The sequence below is a fragment of the Flavobacteriaceae bacterium genome (assembly GCA_014075215.1).
GTDB lineage: Bacteria > Bacteroidota > Bacteroidia > Flavobacteriales > Flavobacteriaceae > Polaribacter.
The window spans coordinates 185,024-210,822 of the sequence record CP046177.1 but is presented as its reverse complement, the minus strand read 5'-3'; the positions used below and the strand labels follow the sequence as shown (position 1 = coordinate 210,822).

Genomic DNA, 25,799 nt, shown 5'->3' with positions numbered 1-25,799 from the left:
CAAACAACTATATATTATTGTCCGAAGCAAACCATTCTGCAAATGAAGTTTCGGTTTCCCGGAGTTTTAAACTAAACAATTGAATGTTTTCCGGAAGTCGTTTCTTGATTTTTGCAGCAAAATCAAGAACCATCATTTCACTGGTAGGCTGATAATCAACTAAAATTACATGGTGACCGCGATCTTTTAATTCTTTGGCCAGTTCTATATGTGGCGTATTTTTGTTGAAAATCGTCGCATGATCAAATACATTGACAATTTCTTCTTTCACTATTTTTTTTAAATCGGAGAAGTCAATCACCATTCCATATTTTACATGGTGGGTATCCTCTATAGGAGTGCCGATAACAGTAACATCTAATTTATAACTATGCCCATGTACATTTTTACACTTTCCATCATATCCGTATAAAGCATGCCCCGTTTCGAAATTAAATTGTTTGGTAATTCGTATGGTACTCATGGTTATTTTTTAAATTTTTGCAATGCTTTTTTAGTAAAGTCTGACAAGACCAAAGAACCTGATATTGCCGCTCTTTCTTTCAACAGGCTGTTCCAATTATCGGTTCCTTTCCAAAAAACTTTTTTCATTTCTTCTAAGGAGGCAGGATTATATGACGCTAGCTTCATACTCAAGGCTTCTGCTTCGGATTCCATTTCTTTTTGAGTTTCAAATACTGCTGCATACAATCCTTTTTCTTTTGCCCAATAGGCACTTTTCCATTCGTGCCCGGCAACAGTTAATTCCGATAAGCCTGCAATGCCTATTTTTCGTTCTACGGCAGGAGCAATTACAAAAGGACCAATGCCTATTGTAAATTCGGAAAGTTTAATTGCTGCATCTTTTGTAGCAAACACATAATCACATGCGGCTATCAAACCCACCCCTCCGCCAACGGCTTTTCCCTGCACACATCCTATCATCATTTTTGTACTGCTCCTCATCGCATTAATGACATTGGCAAAACCGGAGAAAAAAGCGATTCCCTGTTCGGGAGTTTCAATGGCCATAAGCTCGTCAAAAGAAGCACCTGCACAAAAGGTTCTATCTCCTTCGGATTTTAAAATAATAACGGATACGGCATCATTATCCGAAAGTTTGTCAAGCTCATTTGTCAAGCTCTCCAAAAGTGCTTTTGGAAAAGAATTCCCTGCCGGATGGCCAAATTTAATGATCCCAACATTATTTTGAATATGTGTATATAGATTTCCGTTCATATTATTGTGATATTCTTATCAAGAATTAAGAACGTACCAAAGTTAACTTTTTTGAATCAGGGGTAAAAACGTTCTTCTGAATTTTATAACCAAGGGGATTCCCCTTGCCAAAACCCATAAAAAAATGTAACCCGGACAGCACGGAGTTTTCATTGGTGTTCAGGTCCGCAGTGCTATACAAAATCAATTTAAAATGAAAGCGTTACGGAAACCCATAAGAATTTTTATATCCGTTTTTTAATACCATTCACCACTTATGGTGATGTAAAAATTTCATTGTAAATTGGGATTTCTTTCTTTGATAATTTGTTCTAGCTTTGTTAATATACTTAACCCTAAATTTTTTATTATGAAGAAATTATCATTTACATTTCTGACCTTATTATTCATCATTTTTATAGCCATCTCTTGTTCTAAAGATGAGAATATAGAGAACTTATCTAATCAGGTAGAGGCGACAAAATAAGTTTCTCAAGAAATCAAGGACAAGTTAACTTCATTAAATCTCAACGCTGATTTTGTAGAATATAAAGTATTTAACTATCCTGATGGGACTTCCGAGGAGTTACTACTTATTGAGAATGACATCGCAATTTCTGAGAAACACTTATTTGAATTAGGACAGCAGAATGGCCGTCAATATAGTACAAACAATTTAGTCACTGCAGGAAAAACGATCTCCGTTATTGGCTATACTGGTGGTTTCTTCGGGTTGTCTTCTAAAGAACGTACAGCTTTGGGATTAGCTGTGCAAAATTATAATGCTCTTGACATTAATATCACATTTACATTATCTTTTAGTAGTTCAACCAATGCAGATATCGTAGTGTACAACAATCCCTCTGTATCTTCTCCTGGTGGAATAGCAGGATTTCCTAGTAGTAATGGGGCTCCACACAAATGGAATCAAATTTTTGGTCTAAGGAACTCTAGTGTTAATGTGATAGAACATGTGATTACTCACGAGATTGGTCATAGTGTCGGTTTGCGACACACCGATTGGTTCTCCCGACAGAGTTGTGGTCAAAATGCCAGTGAGGGTGTTGGTTATGATGGTGCTAACCATATTTCCGGAACACCAACAGGTTATGATAGCACATCTCTTATGTTAGCGTGTTTTCATAGTGGGGTGAGCGGCAATTTCAATAACAATGATAAAATAGCTTTAGAAACTATATACCCATCAGTTATGCACTATAGATGGGCTACCAGGCAAGGCGGATTTTGGAATACACAGCAATGGTTATCCGGTGATTTTAACGGTGATGGGAAAGATGATTTTGCTAAAGTATTTAATGATGGCGGGCTAGCCAGTATTGATGTACACCTATCCAGCGGATCAGGTTTTAGTTTCAGCAGATGGGCTACCAGGCAAGGCGGATTCTGGGATGCACAAAAATGGTTATCCGGTGATTTTAACGGTGATGGGAAAGATGATTTTGCTAAAGTATTTAATGACGGTGGACTAGCCAGTATTGACGTACACCTATCCAGTTTCAGGATCAGGTTTTAGTTTCAGCAGATGGGCTACCATGTACACCAAGGATCAGGATTTTGGAATTTTGGAACACACAGCAATGGTTGTCCGGTGATTTTAACGGTGATGGGAAAGATGATTTTGCTAAAGTATTTAATGACGGTGGGCTAGCCAGTATTGATGTACACCTATCCAGTGGATCAGGTTTTAGTTTCAGCAGATGGGCTACCAGGCAAGGCGGATTTTGGAACACACAGCAATGGTTGTCCGGTGATTTTAACGGTGATGGGAAAGATGATTTTGCTAAAGTATTTAATGACGGTGGGCTAGCCAGTATTGATGTACACCTATCCAGTGGATCAGGTTTTAGTTTCAGCAGATGGGCTACCAGGCAAGGCGGATTTTGGAACACACAGCAATGGTTGTCCGGTGATTTTAACGGTGATGGGAAAGATGATTTTGCTAAAGTATTTAATGACGGTGGGCTAGCCAGTATTGATGTACACCTATCCAGTGGATCAGGTTTTAGTTTCAGCAGATGGGCTACCAGGCAAGGCGGATTTTGGAACACACAGCAATGGTTGTCCGGTGATTTTAACGGTGATGGGAAAGATGATTTTGCTAAAGTATTTAATGACGGTGGGCTAGCCAGTATTGATGTACACCTATCCGGTGGATCAGGTTTTAGTTTCAGCAGGTGGGCTACCAGGCAAGGCGGATTCTGGGACGCACAAAAATGGTTATCCGGTGATTTTAACGGTGATGGGAAAGATGATTTTGCTAAAGTATTTTATGACAGCGGGCTAGCCAGTATCGACGTACATCTATCCAGTGGATCAGGATTTGGTTTCAACAGATTGGTTACCAGGCAAGGCGGATTTTGGGACACACAGAAATGGTTATCCGGTAATTTTAACGGTGACGGGAAAGATGATTTTGGTAAAGCTTTTAATGATGGTGGACTAGCCAGTATTGATGTGCACCTTCTATTTTAAGTAGAACTTCGCACTAAATTTATGGCTATTATTTAATTTTTGCCCATAAAAACATAAAAAACCTACGCTGGTTTTATTTTAATACTGGCGTAGGTTTTATACTGTCCATGATTTTTCCATAAACCCAAAGACGTGCTCAACCCTTGCCCATATTTCTGTATTTGAACAATCTTTGGTCCTATTAGCTGCCAAGGTGTACCAAAGTTAACTTTTTTGAATCAGGGGTAAAAACGTTCTTCTAAATTTTATAATCAAGGGGATTCCCCTTGCCAAAACCCATAAAAAAAATGTAAACCAGACAGCATGGAGTTTATAGCCCAACTTGTCTAATACTACTAAAGAAGGTATAAAAACAAAAAAAGTTGAAAAGAGTAATACGTTTCTTAAAAACCTCATTTTTCCCATTCCTTTAAATATAGCGTCAAAAATAAATGTGACAGCACAAAAAGGTTGCATGATGATGATGATCCAAAATACATCATAAAACTGAGTTAATACCAGCGGATCTTTTGTAAAAACAGCACCTATTGGCGTATATAACAAAAATCCAATGATGATTAAGATAATTCCCGTATACAATGCATACACTGTCAGTTTTTTACTCAGCGCAATAAGAGTATTATATTTTTTTGCTCCTAAGATCCTTCCCGATAATATATTTCCGGCACTGGAATATCCGTCAATAATAAAAGCACCTAAAAACCACAATTGTATCCCGATACCATACGCAGCTAATGATTCTTTTCCATAACCGGTAGCCTTATATACGGCAAAAAGCAATGCAACATTCAAAGCAATCGTTCTTACAAATAAGTTGAGTACCATTCCGATCAGTCGTTTTATTTCTTTATTAAAAGGAAATACAATGGTAAGTGTGATGTTTGTCTTTTTAAGTAAGTAATATCCGGAAGCTACAGCCATTAATACCTGAGATATAAAACTGGCATAGGCGGCTCCTTTGATATTCATAGCAGGAATAAACCCCTCTATACCATAAACCAACACCCAGTCCAATACTACATTCATACAAGCGCCAAAAATTCCAACCACCATCGGGTAGTATGTATTTTGTAAACCTCTGAAAGTTCCAAAAACGGCAAATACAAACAGAGAAAAAGGAAAACCAAGGATTCTGATCTTATAGTAATCAGTAGTATATTCCAAAACCTGATCCGAAGCACCGTAAAGCGAAAAAATGTTTCTTGCAAAAGGATAGGTAAACACCACCAAAATAATACTTGCACTCACAACAAGAATGATAGCCTGGGCGGGTAATGTTTTTACCTCATCCAATTTATGAGCACCCAAATACTGAGAAATAATAGATGATATGGCACTTCGGATTTGTCCGAAAACCCATACCAACATGGAGATAAACGTACCCACAATAGCAACAGCTCCCAGGCTTTCCGTGGCATGAAACGCTATATTCCCTACAATGGCAGTATCGGTAATGGATATAATTGGTTCGGCAATACCGGCAATTAATGCAGGTACGGCAAGAGTGTTAATTCGCTTAAAACTAATGTCTATTTTCAAAAGATAAAATTAAATGGCCGTTAGGATATCTGGATATTTTTAACTGAATTTGGTGTTTCATGAATCAAAAGGTTCAAGAATTAAAAGATTTAAAAAATGTTCTATCCATTTTTCCCGAATATCTAAACAGGCACTCAAAAATAAAGTTACTATTTTTCGATTCAATCAAAAAATGGCTCAAGTAAATTTTATGGGTATTAAGCGAATAATTTTTCAAGTCTAAAGAGGAAAAATTGTGTATCTCTTACGCCTCTTTGATTGGCTCTAAAGAGTTTTATTTTTGAATTAAAAGACTCTGCATTTGCATTTGTATTCCTATTGTCAAAAAAGTTTAAGATGGTATTAAAATGATGTTTAATACTGTTCATTGCTGTATTGAAATTTTTAAATTCCAATTTTTCTGTATCCTCAAACCAATGTTCAAATCGTTGTTTGGCTTTTACTTTACATTTTTTGGACTTGCTACATTTAGAGTGACAAAGAGTTAAGCTAATTTTATCTAAAATAACTTAACCATATGAAACGAAGAAAATACAGTAAAGAGTTTAAAATTAAAGCAGTAGAATTAAGCAATGTACGAGGTAACACAAAGCAGATTGCCATGGAATTGGGAATCAGTGCAGATCTTATTTACAGATGGCGTAGAGAATTAGAACAGCGTCCTGATTTAGCTTTTAGCGGTAATGGCGTCAAACAACTCACAGAAGATCAGAAAGAGTTAGAGCGATTACGTAAACAGCTCAAGGATGTTACCATGGAGCGGGATATCTTAAAAAATGCCGTGAGCATCTTCTCCAAGAGCGATCGGAAGTATTGAAATTTATCAAAGATTACAGTAGAGAATATCCGGTTGGGAAGATGTGTAAAATTTTTAAAATTAGTAGAAACAGTTATTACAGGAGTAAGAATTATGTTCCATCAGATAGAGATGGAAAAAATCGTATGCTACTCTCTGAGATTCACCGTATCTGTGAGCGAAGTAAATCTACTTATGGAAGTCCTAGAATTACAGAGGAACTCAAAGCTAAAGGGTTTAAAGTATCTAGGTCTAGGGTAGCACGATTGATGAAAAAACACGGGATTAAAGCAGTTCGTAAAAAGAAATTTGTTGTCACGACAGATTCTAAGCATCAATATCCGGTAGCTGATAATGTATTGGATAGAGATTTTAAAGCTACCGCTGCTGCACAGAAATGGGTTTCTGATATTACCTATTTAAAGCCTGCACAAGGATGGCTGTACTTAACGGTAATTATTGACCTGTTTGATCGTAAAGTCATTGGTTGGTCTTTGAGCAATGGACTCAAAGCAAGACAAACTATCATTGCTGCATGGAGAATGGCTGTAAACAACAGAATGCCTTGTGAAGGTATGATTTTTCATTCTGATCGAGGTGTACAATACGCATCTCATGCGTTTGTTAATATCCTTAAAAGTTATCATGTAACACCCAGTATGAGTAGAAAAGGAAACTGTTGGGATAATGCAGTAGCTGAATCTTTTTTTAAAACAATCAAAACAGAACTAATGATAGACAATAAGTTTATATCCAACAAAAGTCTTCAAATTAAAGTCTTTGAATACATAGAAACTTGGTACAACAGATACAGAAGACATTCTGCTCTTGGTTACAAAAATATCATCGAATTTGAAAAATTATATCAAATCAAAAATGTAGCTTAACTTTTTGTACCATTTTTTGTTGCATATCCAAAGTGTCGGTTCCCGAAGTTTCATTCTGAATAATTTTCATTATCCAGTTAGTCAATTTTGCTTTATTTCCTATGTATCTTCGACTGTGCAATTCAAACTTTTCAAGATGGTCATAGTCATTGAAAAGAGATAGTCCGTATTTTATTTTTTGTTCAGCAAGATGAAAACCTTCAAGTCCAAAATCTTCATTTTGAACTTCATACAGTATTTTGTCGCTAATTAGGGGTCAAGCAAAAAAGTTGTGGGATTTAGATTTTTACGCATAAATTTTAGATAGTCTGAATAGGAAGAAAGGAACAGATCTTACGCCTCTAAATTGTAGTCTAAAAGTTTTTATTTTAGCATTAAAAGATTCAGCAGAAGCATTGGTACTTCTATTATCAAAGAAATTTAAGATGCTTCGATAATGACTTTGTATTGATCTAGCTACTGTTCCAAAACTTTTACTGAACTCTGATTTTTCTACCTTATCATACCATCTAGCTAGTTTTGTATATGCTACCGCCTTGTCTTTTGTCTTTTGATAAATCGTTGCCAGTTCTCTAGTAAGCTCATAAGCTCGTTCCAAGTTGGGGTATCTTTCAAAGAGTAATTCTGCTCTAAATTTTTGTTTGGCTGTCCATTTGTTAGGGGCTTTAAAGAGTAAATACCTACTTCTAGCTAGTAGTTGTTTGGGAGTATCTCCATTGTCAAGGATATTCGGTTTAAAGTTTTTTCCTGTTTCTTTAGCCAATGCTATTTCATTATTTTCTTGTTCTATGGTTTTCCATCTATACTGTATTCGAATTTCTTGCAAGGCATCATAAGCTCGTTTTTGTACATGAAATCGGTCTGTGACCTGAGTAGCTTTAGGAAAGGCTTTTTTAGCAATCTTTTCCATAGTAGGTGCCATATCCAAAGTGATTTCTTCTACTAAATATCGGTCTTTACTTGGAATTTTCCTTAACACTTCTATGACTCGTTCACTTTGTGTGGTAGCTACTATGGCTACTAAACTGCCTCGTTTTCCTTTACCTGCTTTGTTGGTAATCACTGTATAGAGCTCGCCTTGAGTATGCTACTTCATCAATACTTAAATGAGTTCCTATATTCTTCTTAAAAAGCAGCCATTGGTCGGCATGAGCTAATTGATCCCAAGTCAAAAAGTTACTTAAATGATTGCGATATTGTTCTTCTAATCGCTTGCCGTTAAGGTGATAGTAGGTAGATAAACTTTTACAACTTACTGGAATACTATCTAACAAGCCTCTTTAAAAAAAGAGAGAACTCTTCTGTCATTCGAGTTCCCTTTGCTACCAAATTCCAATCTCTTGAGAATACTTCTGAGGTATCAACATCTAACCATCGTCTACGTTTTACTTGTAAAAAACAAGCCTTGTTACGTACTGGAAAATCTTGAATATCTACTACTGGGTAAAATCCTTTGGAATGTAATTTACGATGAGATAACTCATCTGGTTGTATAGGTTTTTCTTCTAAAACCAAAGTAAGTTTGTTCGTTGAATCTTTTACCTCTTTAAGTTCAAAGTAATCTAAAATACCTTCGGGTAAAAAATGCTTCAGGAGCTCTTGTGTATGCATTTGAGTTTTTAAACCAAAACTCTAAAAAATTAACCTACTCCACAAACTTTTTGCTTGATCCCTAATTAGATGTTTTATTAGCTCCCCTTCACTGTAGTTATAAAAAGTGGCTAAATTTTGAACTTGGGGTTTGGTCGGAAGTCGCTTTCCTGTTTCAATTCGACTCAATATCGTATAATTTATAGCCGTTTTTTTAGCAACTTCTTGAAGATGAAAACCTTTGGTTTCTCTTATTTCTTTTAGAGTGTCACCAATTGAAACAAATGTGTCCAACATATTTTGTCAATTTTTGTCAAAAATAAAAATATTATCGGATTAATTGTCATTTAGCACCGGAGAAAAACCAAATGTGCTGTTTGTGTGGTAGGTCAGTATGAAACATAACATCCTATATTAAAATTCCAACTTCGTGTTATATGGTGCCTTAGTACTCCGTTTTTTACTTCTAACGGGCTTTCTATATTATTAGTAAATAAGTTGCCTGTTCCCAGTCCTTGTGGCATATTTGTTTTTAGAGTATAGGTCCATTGCGCAATGGCGTTTAGCCCTACATTGCTTTCCAGGGCACTTGTAACCCACCATTTGATTTGCTGCTTTTCAGCCCATGTGATCCATTCGATGCTTCCTTTATATCCCCCTATTAAACTAGGTTTTAAAATAATATATTGTGGTCTTATGGTTTGTAGTATTTTTTTCTTTTTTGTTACGGAAAAAACGCCTATTAATTCTTCATCTAAAGCAATGGCTAACGGCGATTTTTCACATAGTAGCGCCATTTCTTCCAATTGGTTTGCCGCAATAGGTTGTTCTATGGAATGCAAGTCAAATTCCGAGAGTTTTTTTAATTTTTCCAAAGCGTTTTTCGGTTGAAATGCTCCGTTAGCATCTACCCGCAATTCTATGTCGCCAGATGTGTATTCTTTTCTTATGGATGTCAGCAATGACAACTCCGTATCAAAATCAATAGCTCCTATTTTCATCTTAATACATGAGAATCCCGCATTTAATTTTTCTTTTATTTGAGATTTCATATAGGCTTTGTCTCCCATCCAGATCAATCCGTTGGTAGGGATGGTATCTTTCCCTCTTGTAAAATCAGAAGGGAACAGTGTAAAGGGTGTAGGGTGGCTTTGTAACGATAAAAAAGCTTGTTCCAAACCAAACTGGATGCTGGGAAATGCTGTGGTTTCTTCCAATAACTCTTCCAATCCGATATGGATGTTGTTACAAACCCATTGTAATGTAGCTTCATAGTCAGGTCTGTCATCTATACTTAATGTTCTGAGGATTCCACATTCGCCAATTCCTTTTTTACCTTGTTTCTCCAAGATGATAAACCAGGTTTCTTTGGTGGTGAGTACTCCTCTTGAAGTGCCACCGGGAATTTTGAAGTGCAGTGTATATTTTTTATAACTGGCAGCAATCAACATTATTTATTGTACAATGCTATTCTGTTTCCTTCGGTATCCAGGATGACAGCCATATAACCAATTTCATTGGAAATCAATGTTTTCGGTTTTAAAATACGTCCTCCTGCCGATTCTACTCTGCTTAATTCATTGTCTATATCTCCGGATTGCGAATTAAAGTATACTAGCGCCCCATGTGTTGCAGAGGGGATGTATTCGGTTTCATGTTTTACTAAGGAACCACTGATTCCCAACACCGTAATGTCTTCTGCCGGAGGAAACCAACCCATTAAAATGCCTCCGAAATCGTTTATGGATAGCTCCACCTGAAATACTGATTCATAGAATTTTTTTGCGCGATCCATATCATTCACCGGAATTTCGAACCAACTCACCATATTAATGTCCATATCTATTGTTTTTCGGCATATGCCTTAAAATTAGTTAAATATTCTTGATCTATGTTTTTAAATACTCCTTTAAAATAGGGCATCATACAACTAAAAATATAGGAAGTACTCCTGCAAGTAGTATTTTTTTTAATGACCGTTTTATTTTCTTCGGATGTAAATGTATAATCGTCTGTTTTTAACATTCCCCGGGAATCGAATTGAAACGTAACTTTCCCATTTGCTATATAGGCAAGAACTTTTTCTTCCATAGTAATGTCATTTCCGTTTCCATCTAATACAACTACTTTATATCGACTACCGGTTTTTCCCGGTTTTTCTTCTAGTATTTCTATGCTTTTCAATTCCGGTATCCACGCTTTCAAAGCAGATGTATCGTTAAACATGGTAAAGGTCTCATTCAATGGCTTGTTGACTGCTATTTGTGTCGTATAATGAATCTCTTTGACTATCAGACCCGTTGCAAAAAAAAACGATTGATAAGAAAATAATAACCCCTAAGATTATTTTTATTGTCTTCATGGACTCATTTTTAGCATTCTAAAGTTACAAAACCTGGCCTAATCCAAAAAGGATTGCAAATAAAAAAGTACTCAAAGCCACTTTTTTTAATTCTCCGTCTAATCGTTTTTCTTCTTTATTTCTTATTACAAATATGAAATGTACAGTTAATGGAATATAAGCAATTAAAAATAAAAACTGTTTTGGATTTTGATATTGAATAGCCGTATATAATAAAGCAAATAGCAGGGAGGCTATAAGCAGGTAATAGTGATAGTATTTTGCTAATTCCGGTCCCATCTTTACCACCAGTGTATTTTTTCCTGCTAATTGATCGTTGTTTCTGTCTCGCATATTATTTAAGTTTAATACTGCCACACTTAACAGTCCGACAGAAAACGCAGGCAAAAAAATAGTGTACGTTAATTCCTTTGCAAATAAGAAATAGCTTCCTGCTACACTTAACAAACCAAAAAATAAAAAAACAAACAAGTCTCCGTAACCACTGTATCCATAGGCAGATTTTCCTATCGTATATTTAATGGCTGCTACCATAGCTGCTATTCCCAGTAAGAAAAAGAGCATGAAATGCTCAAAATTATTTTTACCAAAAGCTGTATAAATTAGCCATAAAGCAATACTTATGGTAAGAATAGCGGTTACTATTATTGCCCGTTTCATTTGTTTGGGTGTGACGGTTCCCGAAGCTACCAGACGTTCTTCTCCCTCTCTATGATTGTCTGTTCCTTTAATACCATCACCATAGTCATTTGCAAAATTGGAAAGTATCTGAAAACCAATCGTGGTTAGTATAGCTAGCCAAAAAAGTAACGATTCCCAAACAGGTGTTTTAACACTTGTATGAGACGGGGCATATATATCGTGATTCCCAAGTATAGATCCGACTATAATTCCGGCTATTGACAATGGCAGGGTTCTTAATCTGGCAGCTTTGAGATAGTTTTTTAGCATGGCCTTTTATTGTTAAGGCATTAATCTTTAATATATTCTTCTTCATTACTGAGTACCAGTGCTTCCTTAATGTGTATCCTGTCTTTATTTTTATTATATGCTACCAGAAAAGCATCTTTTAGCCCTATTTTTTTTATTTCGTTTTTAAATTTACGAGCGGTGTTATATGTTAAAAACGAGCCTATTAAATACGTTTTCAAGCCGTCTTTTTCCAGTTCTTTAAAATTGGTAACTTGCTCGGGATCAAATTCCAAATCTAAATTTCTATAAACTCCCAACTGAACAAAATAAATCACATCCGAATCTATTTCCTCGGGATCTTGAGCAGATAATTTCTGAATACTATCTAATAAAAGAGTAGTTTGATGGCTAGCTTTTTTAGCTTGCTTTTTTGTTTCCGTATGATTCATATACAAGAACACGATAGCAATAATAAATGCAATGAACACTAAAAGAAGTATCCATTTTTCATTTTTGTTTTGCTTGAACGCTTTATTAGACTTTAATTTTAAGTCGATAAACCCCTTTTTTAATTTTTTTCTCTCCTTTTCTGACTGGTCTAATTCTGAATGTAACTTTACTAAGTCCTCTTCTTTAATGTATGGCATTTTATAACGATTATAAATGATTAGCTTCGGCAATTAGCTCTGCAACATCTTTTACTAAGATGTGATTCTCTTTCTCATTGAATTTAACTCCGTCTGTCATCATTGTATTACAGTAGGGGCATCCTGTAGCAATAATATCAGGGGTTGTTTCCAATGCGTCCTGAGTTCTTAAGATATTGATATCCATAATCCCTTTTTCGGGCTCTTTAAACATTTGTGCTCCTCCGGCACCACAGCATAGCGCCTTACTTTTAGTACGTTTCATTTCAATTAAATTCACTCCCAGTTTTTTAATAATGTCCCGAGGAGATTCATATTCTCCGTTTCCTCTTCCCAAATAGCAGGGATCGTGAAACGTCACTCTTTTTCCTTTTAGGGTAACACTATCCGGAGAAAGTCTACCTTCATCTATTAATTTTTTAATATACTGTGTATGATGATATACTTTATATTTTCCTCCCAAACCCGGATATTCATTTTTTAAGGTATTAAATGAATGAGGGTCTGCAGTTACTATCGTTTTCACCCCATAAGCATTTAAAACCTCTATATTTGCCATTGCCTGCATTTGAAATAAAAACTCATTTCCTGCTCTCTTTGCCGCATCCCCTGTTGAGCTTTCTTCGGTTCCCAAAACTGCAAAATCTACACGGGCCGTATGCAACACTTTTACAAAAGCTCTTGTAATTTTCTTTGCTCTATCATCATAACTACCTGCAGAACCTACCCAAAACAATACTTCCGGTTGTTTTCCCTGAGCTTTCATTTCTGCCATTGTCAGTACCTTCATATGATTCTTATTTAATGGTATACTTCGGTTTTGTACTCTACTATTTTCGGTTTAGAAACTACTTTTACAAGTAACAAAACTGCATTTAGTTTTTTATTTAAACCCTTATTATGCTTATACGTTGTTGTAGCCAGTATTAATAAATCACTTCAACTTTATCTAAGTTACTTATTTTTTTAAATTCCATTCCAGTAAAGTCATGTTCTTCAATTGCATTTTTAAGTTTTTCAGACACAAAATAACCTCCGGGTGGAGCATTGATTATTCTAAACATATCTTCACTTGTTTTTCTTAAATCTAAAATAACTTTTATTGATTACCCACTTTTATACCAGTATTGATGAGTGACAGCTACTACCAGTCTATCAAATAGTCTTTCAGCGAAATAGCGTCTGTTGAGTTTATAGCAGAACTCGTCAAGATAATTCTGCAAATATTTTCCTTTAATTTTATGGTAAATACCTAACAGAGTGCGTTTTGCATTACTTATGGCTATATGCACCGATTTTAGTGTGGTAATAGTGGTTTCTTTATTTGATTTTTCAGTAATGTGTACTTCCACATAATCACCTATGTCTACATAAGACGTGCTTTTGTCGCTAAAAACAATGCATGTATCATCAAAATTACTATCAATAAGCGTGTTGACTTCTTCTTTTTTATGAGTATCCAAAACTTTCATTTTAAAATAACGACATTGTTTGGATTGTTTCCCAGTCTTTAAATCTTCTAAAGGTACAGACTCTGCCATTACCGCTACGTTAGATTGTTTTTGACTGCCTCTGCCTATTTTAAGCTTTTGTCTGTCGGATTCTTTTGTTGCCACAGTAAAGTAAGCTTGATCAAACTCAATCATATCTTCAAGGTCGTATAAATTATCTCGTTTTCCCATAGCCGAACGTATTCTGTGCATAAGAGACCATATAGTGGTATAACGTGTATGGTTGAGCTGACGTTGTAATTCGGCAGCAGAAATACCTTTTTTACTAAAAGTCATAAATGCCATAGCGAGATACCAAGTACGAATAGGTAAATTGGAGTTCTCCATCATAGTACCGCTGCGTAGAGTAGTTCTAAAACCACAATAAGAACATTGCCACATCCATTTAGACTTTAACCAATAGTGCTTTTTTGATTGACATTTTTTGCAAATGACTCCTTCTTTTGAACGAGCCAACTTCATATGTGATTTACAGGAAAACTCATCTGGAAATTGTTCAATAAAATGTAGTAAATTCATAATTCTAAACTTTATATTAAGATACGAATTTTTAAATTAGTGGCATAATTAAGTGTAATCAATTAACTTTTTTATGAAGTAGCATTAATTTATCTTTTCTTAATTTTTCTTTTTCAAAAACATATTCTTCATAATCTTTTACTAATACAGGTTTTTGAATGCTTGAATTGTTCCAATCTCCTAGTTTTTTTGAATAGAATTCAGACTTTTTGAAATCAATATATTCAGCTTGTTTTGTATCATTTATAAGAAATAAATTGTAATTTTCTATTACCTCTTTTTTATTAAGCCAAGTATTTATTTTCCAATCCTGATAATTTCCAATATTAAAAATTCTAAGAAAGTTTAAAAATTCATCATCTATTACTATAAAGAATGAAGGTATGGCAACAACATTAATATAAGAAGTCTGTTTTGTTTTTTTTCAAGATTGGGTTCAGGAAGTTTAAAATCAAAATCTATTTTTCCTTCCCAGGGAATAAAGTCTTGTTGGATATCTCCCATCAAGCATTCTTCACTCTGAGGTATTTTTCCAACCTCTTTAACATTACTACTAAAAGTTAATTTATAATATTTCATATTTTATGGAAAACTGATTAAATCTGCTATTTGACCAGAGTTTAAAGTCGGATTATTAGTAATTAAATCCCTAATATGATTTGCCAAACCTGAAACAAAATCATAAGCCTTATAACTTCCATCTTCTCGGGAAGATAAAACAATGTTTTCAATATTAAAACTCCCATCTTCTGTTTCAATGGAAAATGTGTATGAATGATGAGTACCATCATTATTTTCAATATATATAGCTTCATCAGTATTTAAGTCATAAATTTGTTCAGATGAATTTGAACGACTGGTCAAACCGCTCCTTTTCTTTTTAAAAGAAGTATTTAATGGATCAGTCACAAAAGTTGTGTGTGAGTTCAGATGAAGATTAATTGTTAATTGAAGATTGAATGAAGTGTGTCTTTGCGAGTGAAACGAAGCAATTAGGGATCAGGGTCAAAAGTTTTGTGTGGATTGAATTAAAGTTTTGATCTTTGTAAAAAAAAACAGAGATTGGAATTATCCTTAGACCTTTTAAAATTCATCTTACCTGAGATGCTCGTAGAACATTTTGATTTGGTAAGACACACTCATCGAAATGAGGAACTTCATTTGTATTTTGAAGAGCGTAATGTTGTTCCTAAAGAAGTCATAAATCCTAATGTAATTGCTCATGGTTTCCACAAAGAGATTACTATTGAAGACTTTCCTTTGCGTGGAAACACTGTGTATCTTCACGTAAGGCGACGTAGATGGTTAGATAAAGAGACTAGGCAAATCATTCAAAGAGATTGGAATCTAGTAGCTCAGGGAACTCGCATGACAGGTGAGTTTGCTGCTTTTTTAAAAGAGATTAGTCGATACTGAGAAGAGTGATTGCAAAACCATTGCAAGAATCTATGGCGTGAATGGGAAGAAGTTCCAAAGGCAGTATCGAGATTATTTGAGTGAGTTTAAACAGTGGAAGGAAAAGTCTCATGCCAAAGAGTGGTTGATCTTCCCTGAGAATATAGGAACTCGATTATCTATCGACGAAGTAGCCTTATCAAAAGGAGAACTCTACACCATCGTTACCAATAAAAAAGCTAAAGGAAAGAAAGGAAGTATTGTGGCGATCATAGCTACTACCAAAGCAGAACCTATTATCAAACACCTATTTAAAATCTCATCTGCGAAAAGAAACAAGGTCAGAGAAATTACCCTAGATATGGCGAACTCCATGAAGCTGATTGCCAAACGGTGTTTCCCCAAAGCCATACAAGTAACCGATAGATTCCATGTACAGAAACTAGCTCTAGAAGCACTTCAAGAAATTAGGATCAAACATCGATGGGAAGCCATAGATACAGAAAATGAACGGATCAAACTTGCCAAAACCAATAACAAAGAATATTACCCTGAAATATTAGAAAATGGAGATACCATAAAGCAACTCTTGGCTAGAAGCAGATACTTACTCTACAAAGCACCAAGTAATTGGACAGAAGATCAAAGAGTAAGAGCTAACATCCTCTTTAAAAGATATCCTGATATCAAAACAGCTTTTAAGGGATCAATCTCAAAAGTTGTGTGTGAATTTAAAATAGTATTGTGATCTTTGTAAAAAAAGGAGGTTGGATACTTATATAGATTTACTAAAATTAATTTTACCAGAGTTGTTAGTTGAACATTTTGATTTGTCAAAACATAGTGTTGAAAATGAAGTGATGCATTTGTATTTTGAAGAACGTAACATAGTTCCCAAAGAAGAATCAGAACGTATCTTGATAGCTCACGGATTTCATAAAGAGCTTACCATTCAAGACTTTCCATTACGAGGCAACACAGTATATCTTCACATTAAACGTCGTAGATGGTTAGATAGGAAGACCAAACAAATTGTACAAAGAGATTGGAATTTAGTAGCACAGGGGACTCGAATGACAGAGCAGTTCGCTGCTTTTTTAAAAGAAATTAGTAGATAGAGAAACCAGTGATTGTAGAACTATAGGTAGATTTTACGGAGTTGATGGTAAAAAACTTGGACGTCAATATCGTGATTATTTAAGTGAGTTTAAACAATGGAAACAAAAAAAACATGCTAAAGAGTGGCATGTTTTTCCTGAAAATATAGGTGCTTATTTATCTATTGATGAAACAGCATTGTCTAAAGGAGAACTCTACACCATTATTACCAATAAAAAAGCCAAAGGTAAAAAAGGAGCTATTGTAGGGGTTTTTGCAGGCACTAAGATAGAACCCATTATAGAACAGTTACTTAAAATATCCTCTAAAAAAAGAAACAAAGTCAAAGAAATTACACTAGATATGGCGAACTCTATGAAAAATATAGCCAAAACATGTTTCCCTAAGGCCATACAAGTAACTGATAGATTCCATGTGCAAAAACTAGCTCTAGAAGCGCTACAAGATATTAGAATAAAACATCGATGGAATGCAATAGACCTAGAAAATGACCTAATCAAGTTAGCAAAAACAAAAGGTAAAGAGTATCAACCTGAGATATTTGACAATGGGGACACTAGAAAACAACTCTTAGCTAGAAGTAGATATTTACTCTATAAATCTCCTGAAAAATGGACACAAAATCAATATCTAAGAAGCAAAATACTTTTTGAAAAATATCCTGATATTCAAAAGGCTTTTAACTTAAATCAGAGCCTTAGAAATATATTCAATACAGCTAAATCAATACAAATTGCATATACAAAACTAGCACATTGGTATAATGATGTAGAAAAATCTGGTTTTAAAGCTTTTAATACAATAGCAAATACAATTTCTATAAATTATCGGTCAATACTCAATTATTTTATCAATCGGAGTACAAATGCTTCTGCTGAATCTTTTAATGCTAAGATTAAAGCCTTTAGAGCGCAGTTTAGAGGTGTTAAAAATGTAGAATTCTTCCTGTTCAGATTAACACAAATTTTTGCCTAAAACACAACAATTAGTCTTGATCCCTTTTAAGCTCGTACAAGGACTTAGAAATATCTTCAACACAGCAAACTCAATATGGACTTGCTACATTTAGAGTGACAAAGAGTTAAGCTAATTTTATCTAAAATAACTTAACCATATGAAACGAAGAAAATACAGTAAAGAGTTTAAAATTAAAGCAGTAGAATTAAGCAATGTACGAGGTAACACAAAGCAGATTGCCATGGAATTGGGAATCAGTGCAGATCTTATTTACAGATGGCGTAGAGAATTAGAACAGCGTCCTGATTTAGCTTTTAGCGGTAATGGCGTCAAACAACTCACAGAAGATCAGAAAGAGTTAGAGCGATTACGTAAACAGCTCAAGGATGTTACCATGGAGCGGGATATCTTAAAAAAGGCCGTGAGCATCTTCTCCAAGAGCGATCGGAAGTATTGAAATTTATCAAAGATTACAGTAGAGAATATCCGGTTGGGAAGATGTGTAAAATTTTTAAAATTAGTAGAAACAGTTATTACAGGAGTAAGAATTATGTTCCATCAGATAGAGATGGAAAAAATCGTATGCTACTCTCTGAGATTCACCGTATCTGTGAGCGAAGTAAATCTACTTATGGAAGTCCTAGAATTACAGAGGAACTCAAAGCTAAAGGGTTTAAAGTATCTAGGTCTAGGGTAGCACGATTGATGAAAAAACACGGGATTAAAGCAGTTCGTAAAAAGAAATTTGTTGTCACGACAGATTCTAAGCATCAATATCCAGTAGCTGATAATGTATTGGATAGAGATTTTAAAGCTACCGCTGCTGCACAGAAATGGGTTTCTGATATTACCTATTTAAAGCCTGCACAAGGATGGCTGTACTTAACGGTAATTATTGACCTGTTTGATCGTAAAGTCATTGGTTGGTCTTTGAGCAATGGACTCAAAGCAAGACAAACTATCATTGCTGCATGGAGAATGGCTGTAAACAACAGAATGCCTTGTGAAGGTATGATTTTTCATTCTGATCGAGGTGTACAATACGCATCTCATGCGTTTGTTAATATCCTTAAAAGTTATCATGTAACACCCAGTATGAGTAGAAAAGGAAACTGTTGGGATAATGCAGTAGCTGAATCTTTTTTTAAAACAATCAAAACAGAACTAATGATAGACAATAAGTTTATATCCAACAAAAGTCTTCAAATTAAAGTCTTTGAATACATAGAAACTTGGTACAACAGATACAGAAGACATTCTGCTCTTGGTTACAAAAATATCATCGAATTTGAAAAATTATATCAAATCAAAAATGTAGCTTAACTTTTTGTACCATTTTTTGTTGCATATCCAATACAAGTCGCTTATACAAAACTAGCGCATTGGTATAAAGATGTAGAACAAACAGCATACAAGGCTTTTAATACCATAGCAAACTCTATCAGGCTTAACTATAGATCAATATTGAATTACTTCATTAATAGAAGTACTAATGCAGCGGCAGAATCTTTCAATGCCAAAATCAAAGCCTTTAGATTACAATTTAGAGGGGTCAAAAACACAGAATTCTTCCTCTATAGATTAACTACAATTTTTGCATAAACACAACAATTAGTCTTGATCCTATTTAATTTAGATAGTACCTCTACAAGTTTAGTATTACTTTCAAATTCTGAAAACCTGACTTTGTTGACAGAATAATCTTGTTTTTCAGCTGTCAAATTTTCCTCGATGACTTCATTTTCAGTTTGACATGCTGTAAAAAAGAATAATGAAATGCCGAAAGTTAGAATTCCAATTTTGATTAGTTGATTAATTCTTGTTTTCATAATTTTTTCCGTTGTATTTTTAGTTTATAATTCAGTTTGTTAGTCAGTGAATATTGCCTACAACGGTCTCATATAAACTTAGTAAGGGATTTATGTGTTATGATTTTCGGTTTAACAACTACTTTCACAAACACATAAATAACTTTGATTTAAATCTTTGACCTTATTAAGTTTATACTGTGTTCTCTGTAGCCTGACTTACTATTCTTCCCCGAAGTTAGTTTTTTCAGGTGCTTGCAAAATATGTTTAGATAATTTGCTGATTCCTGTTCCACCAGCTAAACCAGCTAAAAATGTTAGCCAAGGAACAAAGTAAGTATCTTTGTAGAACATAATTAGAACTGTAACTAATGGGATTGCTATTATACCTCCAATTACACAATTATTTTTAATGTTTTTTGGTTGACAATTGAAGTATCTAACCTTTTTATTTCAATATCTTTTTCAGTTTCTAAACGCTTTGAATAAAAAGAAAAAGCATTCTCTTCATTTTTAGCCATGATATCTAACAACTTATCTTTTTGAGATTCATTAAATGAAGATATGTCAATTCCACTTCCTCGTTCTTTATGTAGTGCTAATAACTCAATCTCCTCAAGCATATTTTTAATCTTACTTTGAGGTTGACTTGGAATGATATTGCTCAATTCTTCAGAGGTATCGTTGCTTTCTGATGTACCTTTACTCACTTAATGTAAATCTTTTAGAATGTTTTAAATAATAGAGACTAGAAGATCCTTTTCCCAATTCATTGTCTTTTGATAATGCAAAATGGAAAGCGTTTTCCAGATATTGATTTAAAACTTGTATCTTGTTTTCTAGAACGTAATTAGCTTTCTTTGTCAAATAGATTTTTTCAAGTTCCCTTTTTAATTCTTCTATCTCTGTAGACATTTCAGGGTTATTTTTTAAGAATTTTTCAATTGCTCTAAAAAATATCAACTTAGCTTCTTTTAAATTTTCTATTTTTTGATTATTAAATTTTATAGAATTATGCATTTTGATGTCCATATTTAACTAATCATTATAGTTTAATACAAATATAAACTTATTTATTAATTACTTATTTTAATTTCTTCTTAATTTTATGCTTCCAAAAGTTACAGAGAACATTTCGAATATAAGAAACCTTTGCAAAATAGTGATATATTCTATATTGAAATTGATTTGGCTTCAAATTTCTTCCTTCTCGAAAATTTTAAATCCTCAAAGCCAACAGGTTACTCCGGTTGAAAATGTTCTTCGGGCATCGAACTTTTTTGCCAAATCAATTTTGCAAAGGCCTCTACAGTATATTTAGGTTGATGATGGCCTTGTTTACCTGTTTGGTTCAATTATTCATCTTTCCAGTTCAACCTGTCTTGCTGGCTATATTGCCACGGTGCACCGTTATTTTCAATATTTGTCATCATCATATTTAATTCCTGTGGAGCAGCGGATTGTTCCATCACCAGATATCTGCGCATATCTGTAATAATTGATAACGGATCTATATTTACCGGGCATTCTTCTACACAGGCATTGCAACTGGTACAAGCCCACAATTCTTCCGGAGTGATATAATCATTCAATAGTTGTTTACCGTCATCTTTGAAGACTCCTTTATTTTTATCTAAATTTCTTCCTACTTCCTCCAGCCGATCGCGTGTTTTCATCATAATCGACCTGGGAGATAATGCTTTTCCCGTAAGGTGGGCAGGGCAGGCAGATGTACATCGCCCACATTCGGTACACGTATAGGCATTTAGTAATTGTACTCTGCTTAAATCAGTAACATCACTAGCCCCGAATTTTTCCGGTACTTCGTTTTCTGTTTCTCCTTCAGGCATAGCATAGGGGTCTGCACCCGGATCCATCATCATTTTTACCTCTTTGGTAACGGATTCCAAATTGGTAAATTGTCCTTTTGGATTTAAGTTTGCGTAATAGGTATTGGGAAAGGCCAGGAGAATATGCAGGTGCTTGGAATAGTATAAATAATTTAAAAAGATGAAAATTCCTGTAATATGCATCCACCAAGCAGTCCTTTCTATCAGATGTACTGATGCTAACGGCAGGCCTGAAAACCAAGGCGCTACAAACTGACTAATGGGGTTTCCACCGGCCATTTTTTGAAAATCGGGGTCTGTAGCATTCATGAGAATAAACAACAGCATCAATACCATTTCAAAATACAAAATAAGGTTTCCGTCATTTTTGGGCCACCCTTTCATTTCCTTATTCACAAACCTCTTTATATTGACAACGTTTCTCCTTAGCCAAAAGAAAACAACTGAAATAAACACCAGTATCGCCAACACTTCAAAGTTTCCTATTAGAAAACCGTAAAACGATTTGCCCAGTAACGGAAGAAATATTCTATGAGTTCCCAATAAACCGTCAACAATAATTTCCAGTACTTCAATATTGATAATGATAAATCCTATGTAGACCATCATATGCAAAAATCCGGCAACAGGACGGCTTACCATTTTAGACTGCCCCAATGCAACCATTATCATATTTCTCCATCGAGCAGATGTATGATCAAAAGGACCTGTGTGTTTACCCAATTTGATATTTCTGATAAGCTTTCGAATACGTATGATAAAAAGGCCTATACCTGCAACCAATAGTATGGCAAAAAGTATATTTGATATATACCCCATATATCGTTTTGTTTGGTTAATTATACACTTGAACTCATTTTTTATAAAGTTGTATGCTTCCGGTAAATATCATATTCAAAATGGGCTTGTACATGATTAGTAACAGATTTCTACTCACTAATTTTTCAGATTTACACGGATATTTGTTTTATACTTTTATTTTATCACCTAAACTGCTATTACTGATACATTGTTAGCAAAAGTTAATTCTTCTTTTTGTATACATGTAGATTTTCCTTAATCCCTTTCTTAAAAGTCTTCGGATACTCATTCTTAAAAATGAGTCCGTTTTTAAAATTTGATTTGTAATTATTTGTTCCGGTCGCCCTCTAAAAGTTGTAACATGGAATTTATCATTCAATCGTAATGGACTATTCGAGAAATAATAATTAGATACACAATTTCTATAAGAATCGACTAAGACAGGACTTACAGAATGCCATGACAATTGGTGTGTAGCCATAACAACTAATCTATTAAACTTAGAATATAGGGTGATTTGCTTTTTCTTTAGACCGTTAGGCCATAATTCTAAATGCCCTCCGTTTTCATCATTCCAATTTGGGGTAACATAATAAAGTAAATTTAAAACCCTCCATCTATTTCTATCCTTATCATGAGAATTGTCCAAATGAGGGTTCAAGAATTGATTTTTCTTCATGGAAGATATTCCACCGGCATATAGATACTCATCGGGTTGAAGGTTTTCTATTCCACAAATATGTTTAATACAATTAACCACTTCTATATTTTGATATGGAAACTGATTATCAATTTCATTAACAATTTCTGCAGGTAAGAGATTATCAATATAAAAATAACCTATTTTATTTTTTGACTTATCATATTGTTGTTTGAGTAATTCTTTGCCTCTGGTTAGTCTATTCGATATCAATTTTGCTATTTTATCTCTGTCCATAGTATCTTATTTTAGTAAGTAGATATCTTCAATTTTAGCTAACGGCTTTTTATAGATCATATACAGTTTGAATATTGTTTTTAAGTAGTTAATTTGTTCTTTATTATTTTTACCCTGACAGATTTAGGGTTAACGATACGTCTTTAATGAAAAATTGTAAATTTTTATCCAAATGCCGTTGAATATCAACCACAACTCGTTATTTATTGTTTATATTCTTTTTATTATTATTCCCGTTATAAGGCCTAGCTTTTTTTCCGAATAATGAAAAATGCACAAAGCGTTTCGGGTTTAATTTTATTTCTCTTAATAATTCCTCTAACTCTTTGGAAGCTTTAGTGAGGTTGGTATACATTTGCTCATCTGTCATCAACTTTCCTAAGGTTCCTTTTCCGTTTTTTAATTCACTTATTAACAGGTTTATATTCGTTAAAGTAGTGTCCATTTTTTTGATGCTGACACCTAAGTTAGCATTCAGTAAAGTATCTGAAATTTTGACAATTTTTGCAGTGAGTAATTCGGTGTTTTTTAATGTTCCTTTAATATTGGCACTACTTGAGTCCAGCAACTGATTCACAGATTTGATTGTTTTTCTAAAACTTGTGATAATATGCCCTAATTCTATGATACTGTTACTTAAACTCTCTTTTGTTTTCTTTTTTAGCACCTGATTGATTCCCTGAAACAAGGAATCTGTACTTACAATTGCGTGCTCAAGTTTTGCTTGCAAAGGTGTTAATTTTTCTCCTACCGAAGAAAAGATATTTGCCTCCACTGTTCCTTGTAAATAATCGCCCGAAACGGCCATTTCTCCTTCATAAGAGGGTATGATTGCCAGAGACTGGCCTCCTAAAAGGCTTGAAGCATGTATTTTAGCAATACTGTTTTTAGCAAATTGAAAATCATTATCCAAACTGATTTTTACAACCAATTGTCCTTTTTTAGCAATGTCTTTGTGAAATCTGATGTCCGTTACCTTACCTACCTGAAGGCCGTTAATAGTTACTGTGCTGGATTTATCGAGGCCTTGTATATTGTTATATTCTACAAAAAAATGTCGGGCATTCCCATCAAAAATATTTTGTCCTTTTAAAAAATTGAATCCCCAGATAAACATCCCAATAATGATAATAGCTGCGATGCCTGTTTTAAATTCTTTAGACATTTTGATGGTTTTGTTACAATATTACTAATAATTTTTGGTAGTTCTACCTTAATTTAGAGCTAATTTCATAGCTTCTGCTATTGATATTTTTTTACCATTTTTAAAAGCGGTAATAAATGCTGAAGTATAGCCCTTTCTTTTTGCTTTTTTATGGTATTTCAGAGCTTCCCGGTAGCCTTTAAAAGTACCGTAATAATACTTGTAGTAGTTTCCTACCTTTACCCGTTCTACATTTTTTAGTCCTTTGAAGTTATACGGCTTTGGGCTTATTTTTCTTTTCCCGGAGGCAATCTGAACCTTAAACTCTAAAGTTCCTTTTTTAGGGATCTCTGTGTTGTCATTTACTACTGTAGTTGTATTTTGAATGGTGTTTAACTTTAGCCGGTCGATGTATTTGCGAATTGCCAAGGTTATGGTGTTTGCTAATGCTGCCTGTCCTTTTTTGGAGTTTAAGTAGCGTGCTTCTTTTTTATTGCTTAAAAACCCCAATTCTATTAGCACACTGGGCATTACCGTATTTCTCAGTACTAAGAAATTATCTTGTCTTACTTTTCTGTCATGGCGCTTTAAATTGTGTACTAAATTATTCTGGATCAGGCTGGCAATCTCCAGGCTTTTATCTAAGTTTTCTTCTTGTAAAAGTGATAATCCAATCATGGATTCCGGTGAATCCAGGTCATAATCGTAGTTCTTTTCGTAATCTTTTTCAAGAAAAATAACGCTGTTTTCTCTTTTAGCAATCTCCAGGTTTTCTTTATTACCCCTCAAACCCAATACAAAAGTGCCGGCTCCGTAAGCATTTGAAGCATGTGAATCACAATGTAATGAAACAAATAGGTCTGCTGCTGTTTTATTAGCAATTTTGGCTCTGTCATGCAATTCTACAAACACATCTTTGTTCCTGGTATAAATAACTTTAATGTCTTTGTATTTTGCCAGTAGTTTTCTGGTAAGTAAGGTAACTTCTAGCGCGATATTTTTTTCTTTATACCCATTGCCTAAAGTACCGGGGTCCTTGCCTCCGTGGCCGGCATCCAACACCACTACATATTGCTTATTTTGAGTGTGTATTACAGGTAAAATACCAGCATTCAAAAAGGCTAAAAACACATAGGCTTTAAAAAGGCGATTCATCTGGAATTTATGATTTTGTACAAATGCTATCAACAAAATTTAACTAATTTTGAGGTTTTCAAATTTGGTGGCTCAATTATTGAACCATATTTTTACCTGTAAACAAAAATAGTATTTAAAATATTGCGATCAAACCCATCTTACATACTTTATATCATATTTCTTTTTGTAGGATTGCAA

Annotated in this window: 30 protein-coding genes and 3 pseudogenes; 9 read left to right on the top strand and 24 right to left on the bottom strand. The window is 34.4% G+C overall.

The genetic code is table 11. The features are described 5' to 3' along the window. Positions 1-7: 7 nt before the first annotated feature. A complete protein-coding gene (locus tag GKR88_01155; protein QMU63011.1) occupies positions 8-463 on the bottom strand; it encodes a 6-carboxytetrahydropterin synthase QueD in 456 nt (151 codons plus the stop codon). Positions 464-465: 2 nt separating this feature from the next. Then, positions 466-1,218, bottom strand: a complete 753-nt coding sequence (locus GKR88_01150; protein QMU63010.1) for an enoyl-CoA hydratase/isomerase family protein — start codon at positions 1,216-1,218, stop codon at positions 466-468. 478 nt (positions 1,219-1,696) lie between these two features. Here GKR88_01150 and GKR88_01145 point away from each other — a divergent pair, with 478 nt between their 5' ends. Both GKR88_01145 and GKR88_01140 read left to right on the top strand, forming a co-directional pair. Next, complete coding sequence (locus tag GKR88_01145) at positions 1,697-2,731, top strand: hypothetical protein (protein ID QMU63009.1); 1,035 nt, start codon at positions 1,697-1,699, stop codon at positions 2,729-2,731. Between the two features lie 41 nt (positions 2,732-2,772). Continuing rightward, positions 2,773-3,690: a hypothetical protein gene (locus tag GKR88_01140; protein ID QMU63008.1), complete on the top strand. Its 918-nt coding sequence runs from the start codon at positions 2,773-2,775 to the stop codon at positions 3,688-3,690. Positions 3,691-3,894: 204 nt separating this feature from the next. Here the strand turns inward: GKR88_01140 and GKR88_01135 are convergent, their stop codons facing one another. Together GKR88_01135 and GKR88_01130 are read right to left on the bottom strand one after the other, a co-directional pair. Next, positions 3,895-5,229 carry an MATE family efflux transporter gene (locus GKR88_01135; GenBank protein ID QMU63007.1) on the bottom strand — a complete coding sequence of 445 codons (1,335 nt, stop codon included), beginning with the start codon at positions 5,227-5,229 and terminating at the stop codon, positions 3,895-3,897. A 197-nt stretch (positions 5,230-5,426) separates the two neighbouring features. Continuing rightward, a pseudogene (locus tag GKR88_01130) lies at positions 5,427-5,579 on the bottom strand (DDE transposase). Positions 5,580-5,746: 167 nt separating this feature from the next. Between GKR88_01130 and GKR88_01125 the strand changes: the two are divergent. Next, a protein-coding gene (locus GKR88_01125; GenBank protein QMU63006.1) for an IS3 family transposase occupies positions 5,747-6,912 on the top strand; the annotation gives its coding sequence in 2 pieces (ribosomal slippage) (positions 5,747-6,011 and positions 6,011-6,912; 1,167 coding nt in all). Positions 6,913-7,198: 286 nt separating this feature from the next. On the opposite strand, the pseudogene GKR88_01120 reads toward GKR88_01125, so the two are convergent. The 13 genes and pseudogenes from GKR88_01120 to GKR88_01060 form a co-directional block, all read right to left on the bottom strand. Beyond that, a pseudogene (locus GKR88_01120) lies at positions 7,199-8,174 on the bottom strand (DDE transposase). Position 8,175: 1 nt separating this feature from the next. Further along, the gene (locus GKR88_01115; protein QMU63005.1) at positions 8,176-8,523 is read right to left on the bottom strand and encodes a transposase; all 348 of its coding nucleotides are present in this window, start codon (positions 8,521-8,523) and stop codon (positions 8,176-8,178) included. A gap of 21 nt (positions 8,524-8,544) precedes the next feature. After that, positions 8,545-8,799, bottom strand: a complete 255-nt coding sequence (locus tag GKR88_01110) for a helix-turn-helix domain-containing protein (protein ID QMU63004.1) — start codon at positions 8,797-8,799, stop codon at positions 8,545-8,547. 92 nt (positions 8,800-8,891) lie between these two features. Next, positions 8,892-9,950, bottom strand: coding sequence for an o-succinylbenzoate synthase (locus GKR88_01105; protein ID QMU66608.1), 1,059 nt, complete (start codon positions 9,948-9,950; stop codon positions 8,892-8,894). A gap of 2 nt (positions 9,951-9,952) precedes the next feature. Beyond that, complete coding sequence (locus GKR88_01100) at positions 9,953-10,342, bottom strand: VOC family protein (GenBank protein QMU63003.1); 390 nt, start codon at positions 10,340-10,342, stop codon at positions 9,953-9,955. 2 nt (positions 10,343-10,344) lie between these two features. Next, the gene (locus tag GKR88_01095) at positions 10,345-10,746 is read right to left on the bottom strand and encodes an SRPBCC family protein (protein ID QMU63002.1); all 402 of its coding nucleotides are present in this window, start codon (positions 10,744-10,746) and stop codon (positions 10,345-10,347) included. A 142-nt stretch (positions 10,747-10,888) separates the two neighbouring features. Next, on the bottom strand, positions 10,889-11,815 hold the full coding sequence (menA, locus tag GKR88_01090) for a 1,4-dihydroxy-2-naphthoate octaprenyltransferase (protein ID QMU63001.1): 927 nt from the start codon (positions 11,813-11,815) through the stop codon (positions 10,889-10,891). A gap of 20 nt (positions 11,816-11,835) precedes the next feature. Continuing rightward, positions 11,836-12,423 (bottom strand): hypothetical protein, encoded by a 588-nt coding sequence (locus GKR88_01085; protein ID QMU63000.1) that lies wholly within the window; start codon positions 12,421-12,423, stop codon positions 11,836-11,838. A gap of 10 nt (positions 12,424-12,433) precedes the next feature. After that, positions 12,434-13,213, bottom strand: a complete 780-nt coding sequence (locus GKR88_01080; protein QMU62999.1) for a (Fe-S)-binding protein — start codon at positions 13,211-13,213, stop codon at positions 12,434-12,436. 136 nt (positions 13,214-13,349) lie between these two features. After that, the gene (locus GKR88_01075) at positions 13,350-13,487 is read right to left on the bottom strand and encodes a hypothetical protein (protein ID QMU62998.1); all 138 of its coding nucleotides are present in this window, start codon (positions 13,485-13,487) and stop codon (positions 13,350-13,352) included. Positions 13,488-13,529: 42 nt separating this feature from the next. Beyond that, positions 13,530-14,453, bottom strand: coding sequence for an IS1595 family transposase (locus GKR88_01070; GenBank protein ID QMU62997.1), 924 nt, complete (start codon positions 14,451-14,453; stop codon positions 13,530-13,532). Positions 14,454-14,819: 366 nt separating this feature from the next. Beyond that, positions 14,820-15,032 carry a hypothetical protein gene (locus tag GKR88_01065; protein ID QMU62996.1) on the bottom strand — a complete coding sequence of 71 codons (213 nt, stop codon included), beginning with the start codon at positions 15,030-15,032 and terminating at the stop codon, positions 14,820-14,822. Between the two features lie 3 nt (positions 15,033-15,035). Continuing rightward, complete coding sequence (locus GKR88_01060; GenBank protein ID QMU62995.1) at positions 15,036-15,362, bottom strand: hypothetical protein; 327 nt, start codon at positions 15,360-15,362, stop codon at positions 15,036-15,038. 153 nt (positions 15,363-15,515) lie between these two features. On the opposite strand from GKR88_01060, the gene GKR88_01055 reads away from it, so the two are divergent. From GKR88_01055 to GKR88_01030, 6 genes and pseudogenes are all read left to right on the top strand, one after another. Beyond that, complete coding sequence (locus tag GKR88_01055) at positions 15,516-15,869, top strand: transposase (GenBank protein QMU62994.1); 354 nt, start codon at positions 15,516-15,518, stop codon at positions 15,867-15,869. A 19-nt stretch (positions 15,870-15,888) separates the two neighbouring features. Beyond that, positions 15,889-16,548 (top strand): annotated as a pseudogene (locus GKR88_01050) (DDE transposase). Positions 16,549-16,615: 67 nt separating this feature from the next. After that, positions 16,616-16,966, top strand: coding sequence for a transposase (locus GKR88_01045; GenBank protein ID QMU62993.1), 351 nt, complete (start codon positions 16,616-16,618; stop codon positions 16,964-16,966). 22 nt (positions 16,967-16,988) lie between these two features. Continuing rightward, positions 16,989-17,942, top strand: coding sequence for a DDE transposase (locus tag GKR88_01040; protein ID QMU62992.1), 954 nt, complete (start codon positions 16,989-16,991; stop codon positions 17,940-17,942). Positions 17,943-18,081: 139 nt separating this feature from the next. Beyond that, a protein-coding gene (locus GKR88_01035; protein ID QMU62991.1) for an IS3 family transposase occupies positions 18,082-19,247 on the top strand; the annotation gives its coding sequence in 2 pieces (ribosomal slippage) (positions 18,082-18,331 and positions 18,331-19,247; 1,167 coding nt in all). A gap of 30 nt (positions 19,248-19,277) precedes the next feature. Further along, on the top strand, positions 19,278-19,526 hold the full coding sequence (locus tag GKR88_01030) for a transposase (GenBank protein ID QMU66607.1): 249 nt from the start codon (positions 19,278-19,280) through the stop codon (positions 19,524-19,526). Here the strand turns inward: GKR88_01030 and GKR88_01025 are convergent. From GKR88_01025 to GKR88_00995, 7 genes are all read right to left on the bottom strand, one after another. Further along, complete coding sequence (locus GKR88_01025) at positions 19,499-19,753, bottom strand: hypothetical protein (GenBank protein QMU62990.1); 255 nt, start codon at positions 19,751-19,753, stop codon at positions 19,499-19,501. The two genes, GKR88_01030 and GKR88_01025, sit on opposite strands and share 28 nt — an antisense overlap. Before the next feature lie 374 nt (positions 19,754-20,127). Beyond that, complete coding sequence (locus GKR88_01020; GenBank protein QMU62989.1) at positions 20,128-20,442, bottom strand: hypothetical protein; 315 nt, start codon at positions 20,440-20,442, stop codon at positions 20,128-20,130. Further along, on the bottom strand, positions 20,435-20,764 hold the full coding sequence (locus GKR88_01015; GenBank protein ID QMU62988.1) for a hypothetical protein: 330 nt from the start codon (positions 20,762-20,764) through the stop codon (positions 20,435-20,437). Before GKR88_01015 ends, GKR88_01020 begins: the two co-directional genes overlap by 8 nt. A 323-nt stretch (positions 20,765-21,087) precedes the next feature. Then, the gene (locus tag GKR88_01010) at positions 21,088-22,401 is read right to left on the bottom strand and encodes a 4Fe-4S dicluster domain-containing protein (GenBank protein QMU62987.1); all 1,314 of its coding nucleotides are present in this window, start codon (positions 22,399-22,401) and stop codon (positions 21,088-21,090) included. 193 nt (positions 22,402-22,594) lie between these two features. Then, entirely contained in the window at positions 22,595-23,320 is a 726-nt protein-coding gene (locus tag GKR88_01005; protein QMU62986.1) for a 2OG-Fe(II) oxygenase, read from the bottom strand. A 199-nt stretch (positions 23,321-23,519) separates the two neighbouring features. Next, positions 23,520-24,485, bottom strand: a complete 966-nt coding sequence (locus tag GKR88_01000; GenBank protein QMU62985.1) for an MCE family protein — start codon at positions 24,483-24,485, stop codon at positions 23,520-23,522. Between the two features lie 48 nt (positions 24,486-24,533). After that, complete coding sequence (locus GKR88_00995; protein QMU66606.1) at positions 24,534-25,619, bottom strand: N-acetylmuramoyl-L-alanine amidase; 1,086 nt, start codon at positions 25,617-25,619, stop codon at positions 24,534-24,536. Between the last annotated feature and the right edge of the window lie 180 nt (positions 25,620-25,799).

Bases quoted from the DNA above. Each gene is read 5' to 3' on its own strand.
- GKR88_01155 (QMU63011.1), bottom strand. From the start codon at position 463: ATGAGTACCATACGAATTACCAAACAATTTAATTTCGAAACGGGGCAT.
- GKR88_01150 (QMU63010.1), bottom strand. From the start codon at position 1,218: ATGAACGGAAATCTATATACACATATTCAAAATAATGTTGGGATCATT.
- GKR88_01115 (QMU63005.1), bottom strand. From the start codon at position 8,523: ATGCATACACAAGAGCTCCTGAAGCATTTTTTACCCGAAGGTATTTTA.
- GKR88_01110 (QMU63004.1), bottom strand. From the start codon at position 8,799: ATGTTGGACACATTTGTTTCAATTGGTGACACTCTAAAAGAAATAAGA.
- GKR88_01100 (QMU63003.1), bottom strand. From the start codon at position 10,342: ATGGACATTAATATGGTGAGTTGGTTCGAAATTCCGGTGAATGATATG.
- menA (QMU63001.1), bottom strand. From the start codon at position 11,815: ATGCTAAAAAACTATCTCAAAGCTGCCAGATTAAGAACCCTGCCATTG.
- GKR88_01085 (QMU63000.1), bottom strand. From the start codon at position 12,423: ATGCCATACATTAAAGAAGAGGACTTAGTAAAGTTACATTCAGAATTA.
- GKR88_01080 (QMU62999.1), bottom strand. From the start codon at position 13,213: ATGAAGGTACTGACAATGGCAGAAATGAAAGCTCAGGGAAAACAACCG.
- GKR88_01075 (QMU62998.1), bottom strand. From the start codon at position 13,487: ATGTTTAGAATAATCAATGCTCCACCCGGAGGTTATTTTGTGTCTGAA.
- GKR88_01070 (QMU62997.1), bottom strand. From the start codon at position 14,453: ATGAATTTACTACATTTTATTGAACAATTTCCAGATGAGTTTTCCTGT.
- GKR88_01065 (QMU62996.1), bottom strand. From the start codon at position 15,032: ATGAAATATTATAAATTAACTTTTAGTAGTAATGTTAAAGAGGTTGGA.
- GKR88_01025 (QMU62990.1), bottom strand. From the start codon at position 19,753: ATGAAAACAAGAATTAATCAACTAATCAAAATTGGAATTCTAACTTTC.
- GKR88_01015 (QMU62988.1), bottom strand. From the start codon at position 20,764: ATGGACATCAAAATGCATAATTCTATAAAATTTAATAATCAAAAAATA.
- GKR88_01010 (QMU62987.1), bottom strand. From the start codon at position 22,401: ATGGGGTATATATCAAATATACTTTTTGCCATACTATTGGTTGCAGGT.
- GKR88_01005 (QMU62986.1), bottom strand. From the start codon at position 23,320: ATGGACAGAGATAAAATAGCAAAATTGATATCGAATAGACTAACCAGA.
- GKR88_01000 (QMU62985.1), bottom strand. From the start codon at position 24,485: ATGTCTAAAGAATTTAAAACAGGCATCGCAGCTATTATCATTATTGGG.
- GKR88_00995 (QMU66606.1), bottom strand. From the start codon at position 25,619: ATGAATCGCCTTTTTAAAGCCTATGTGTTTTTAGCCTTTTTGAATGCT.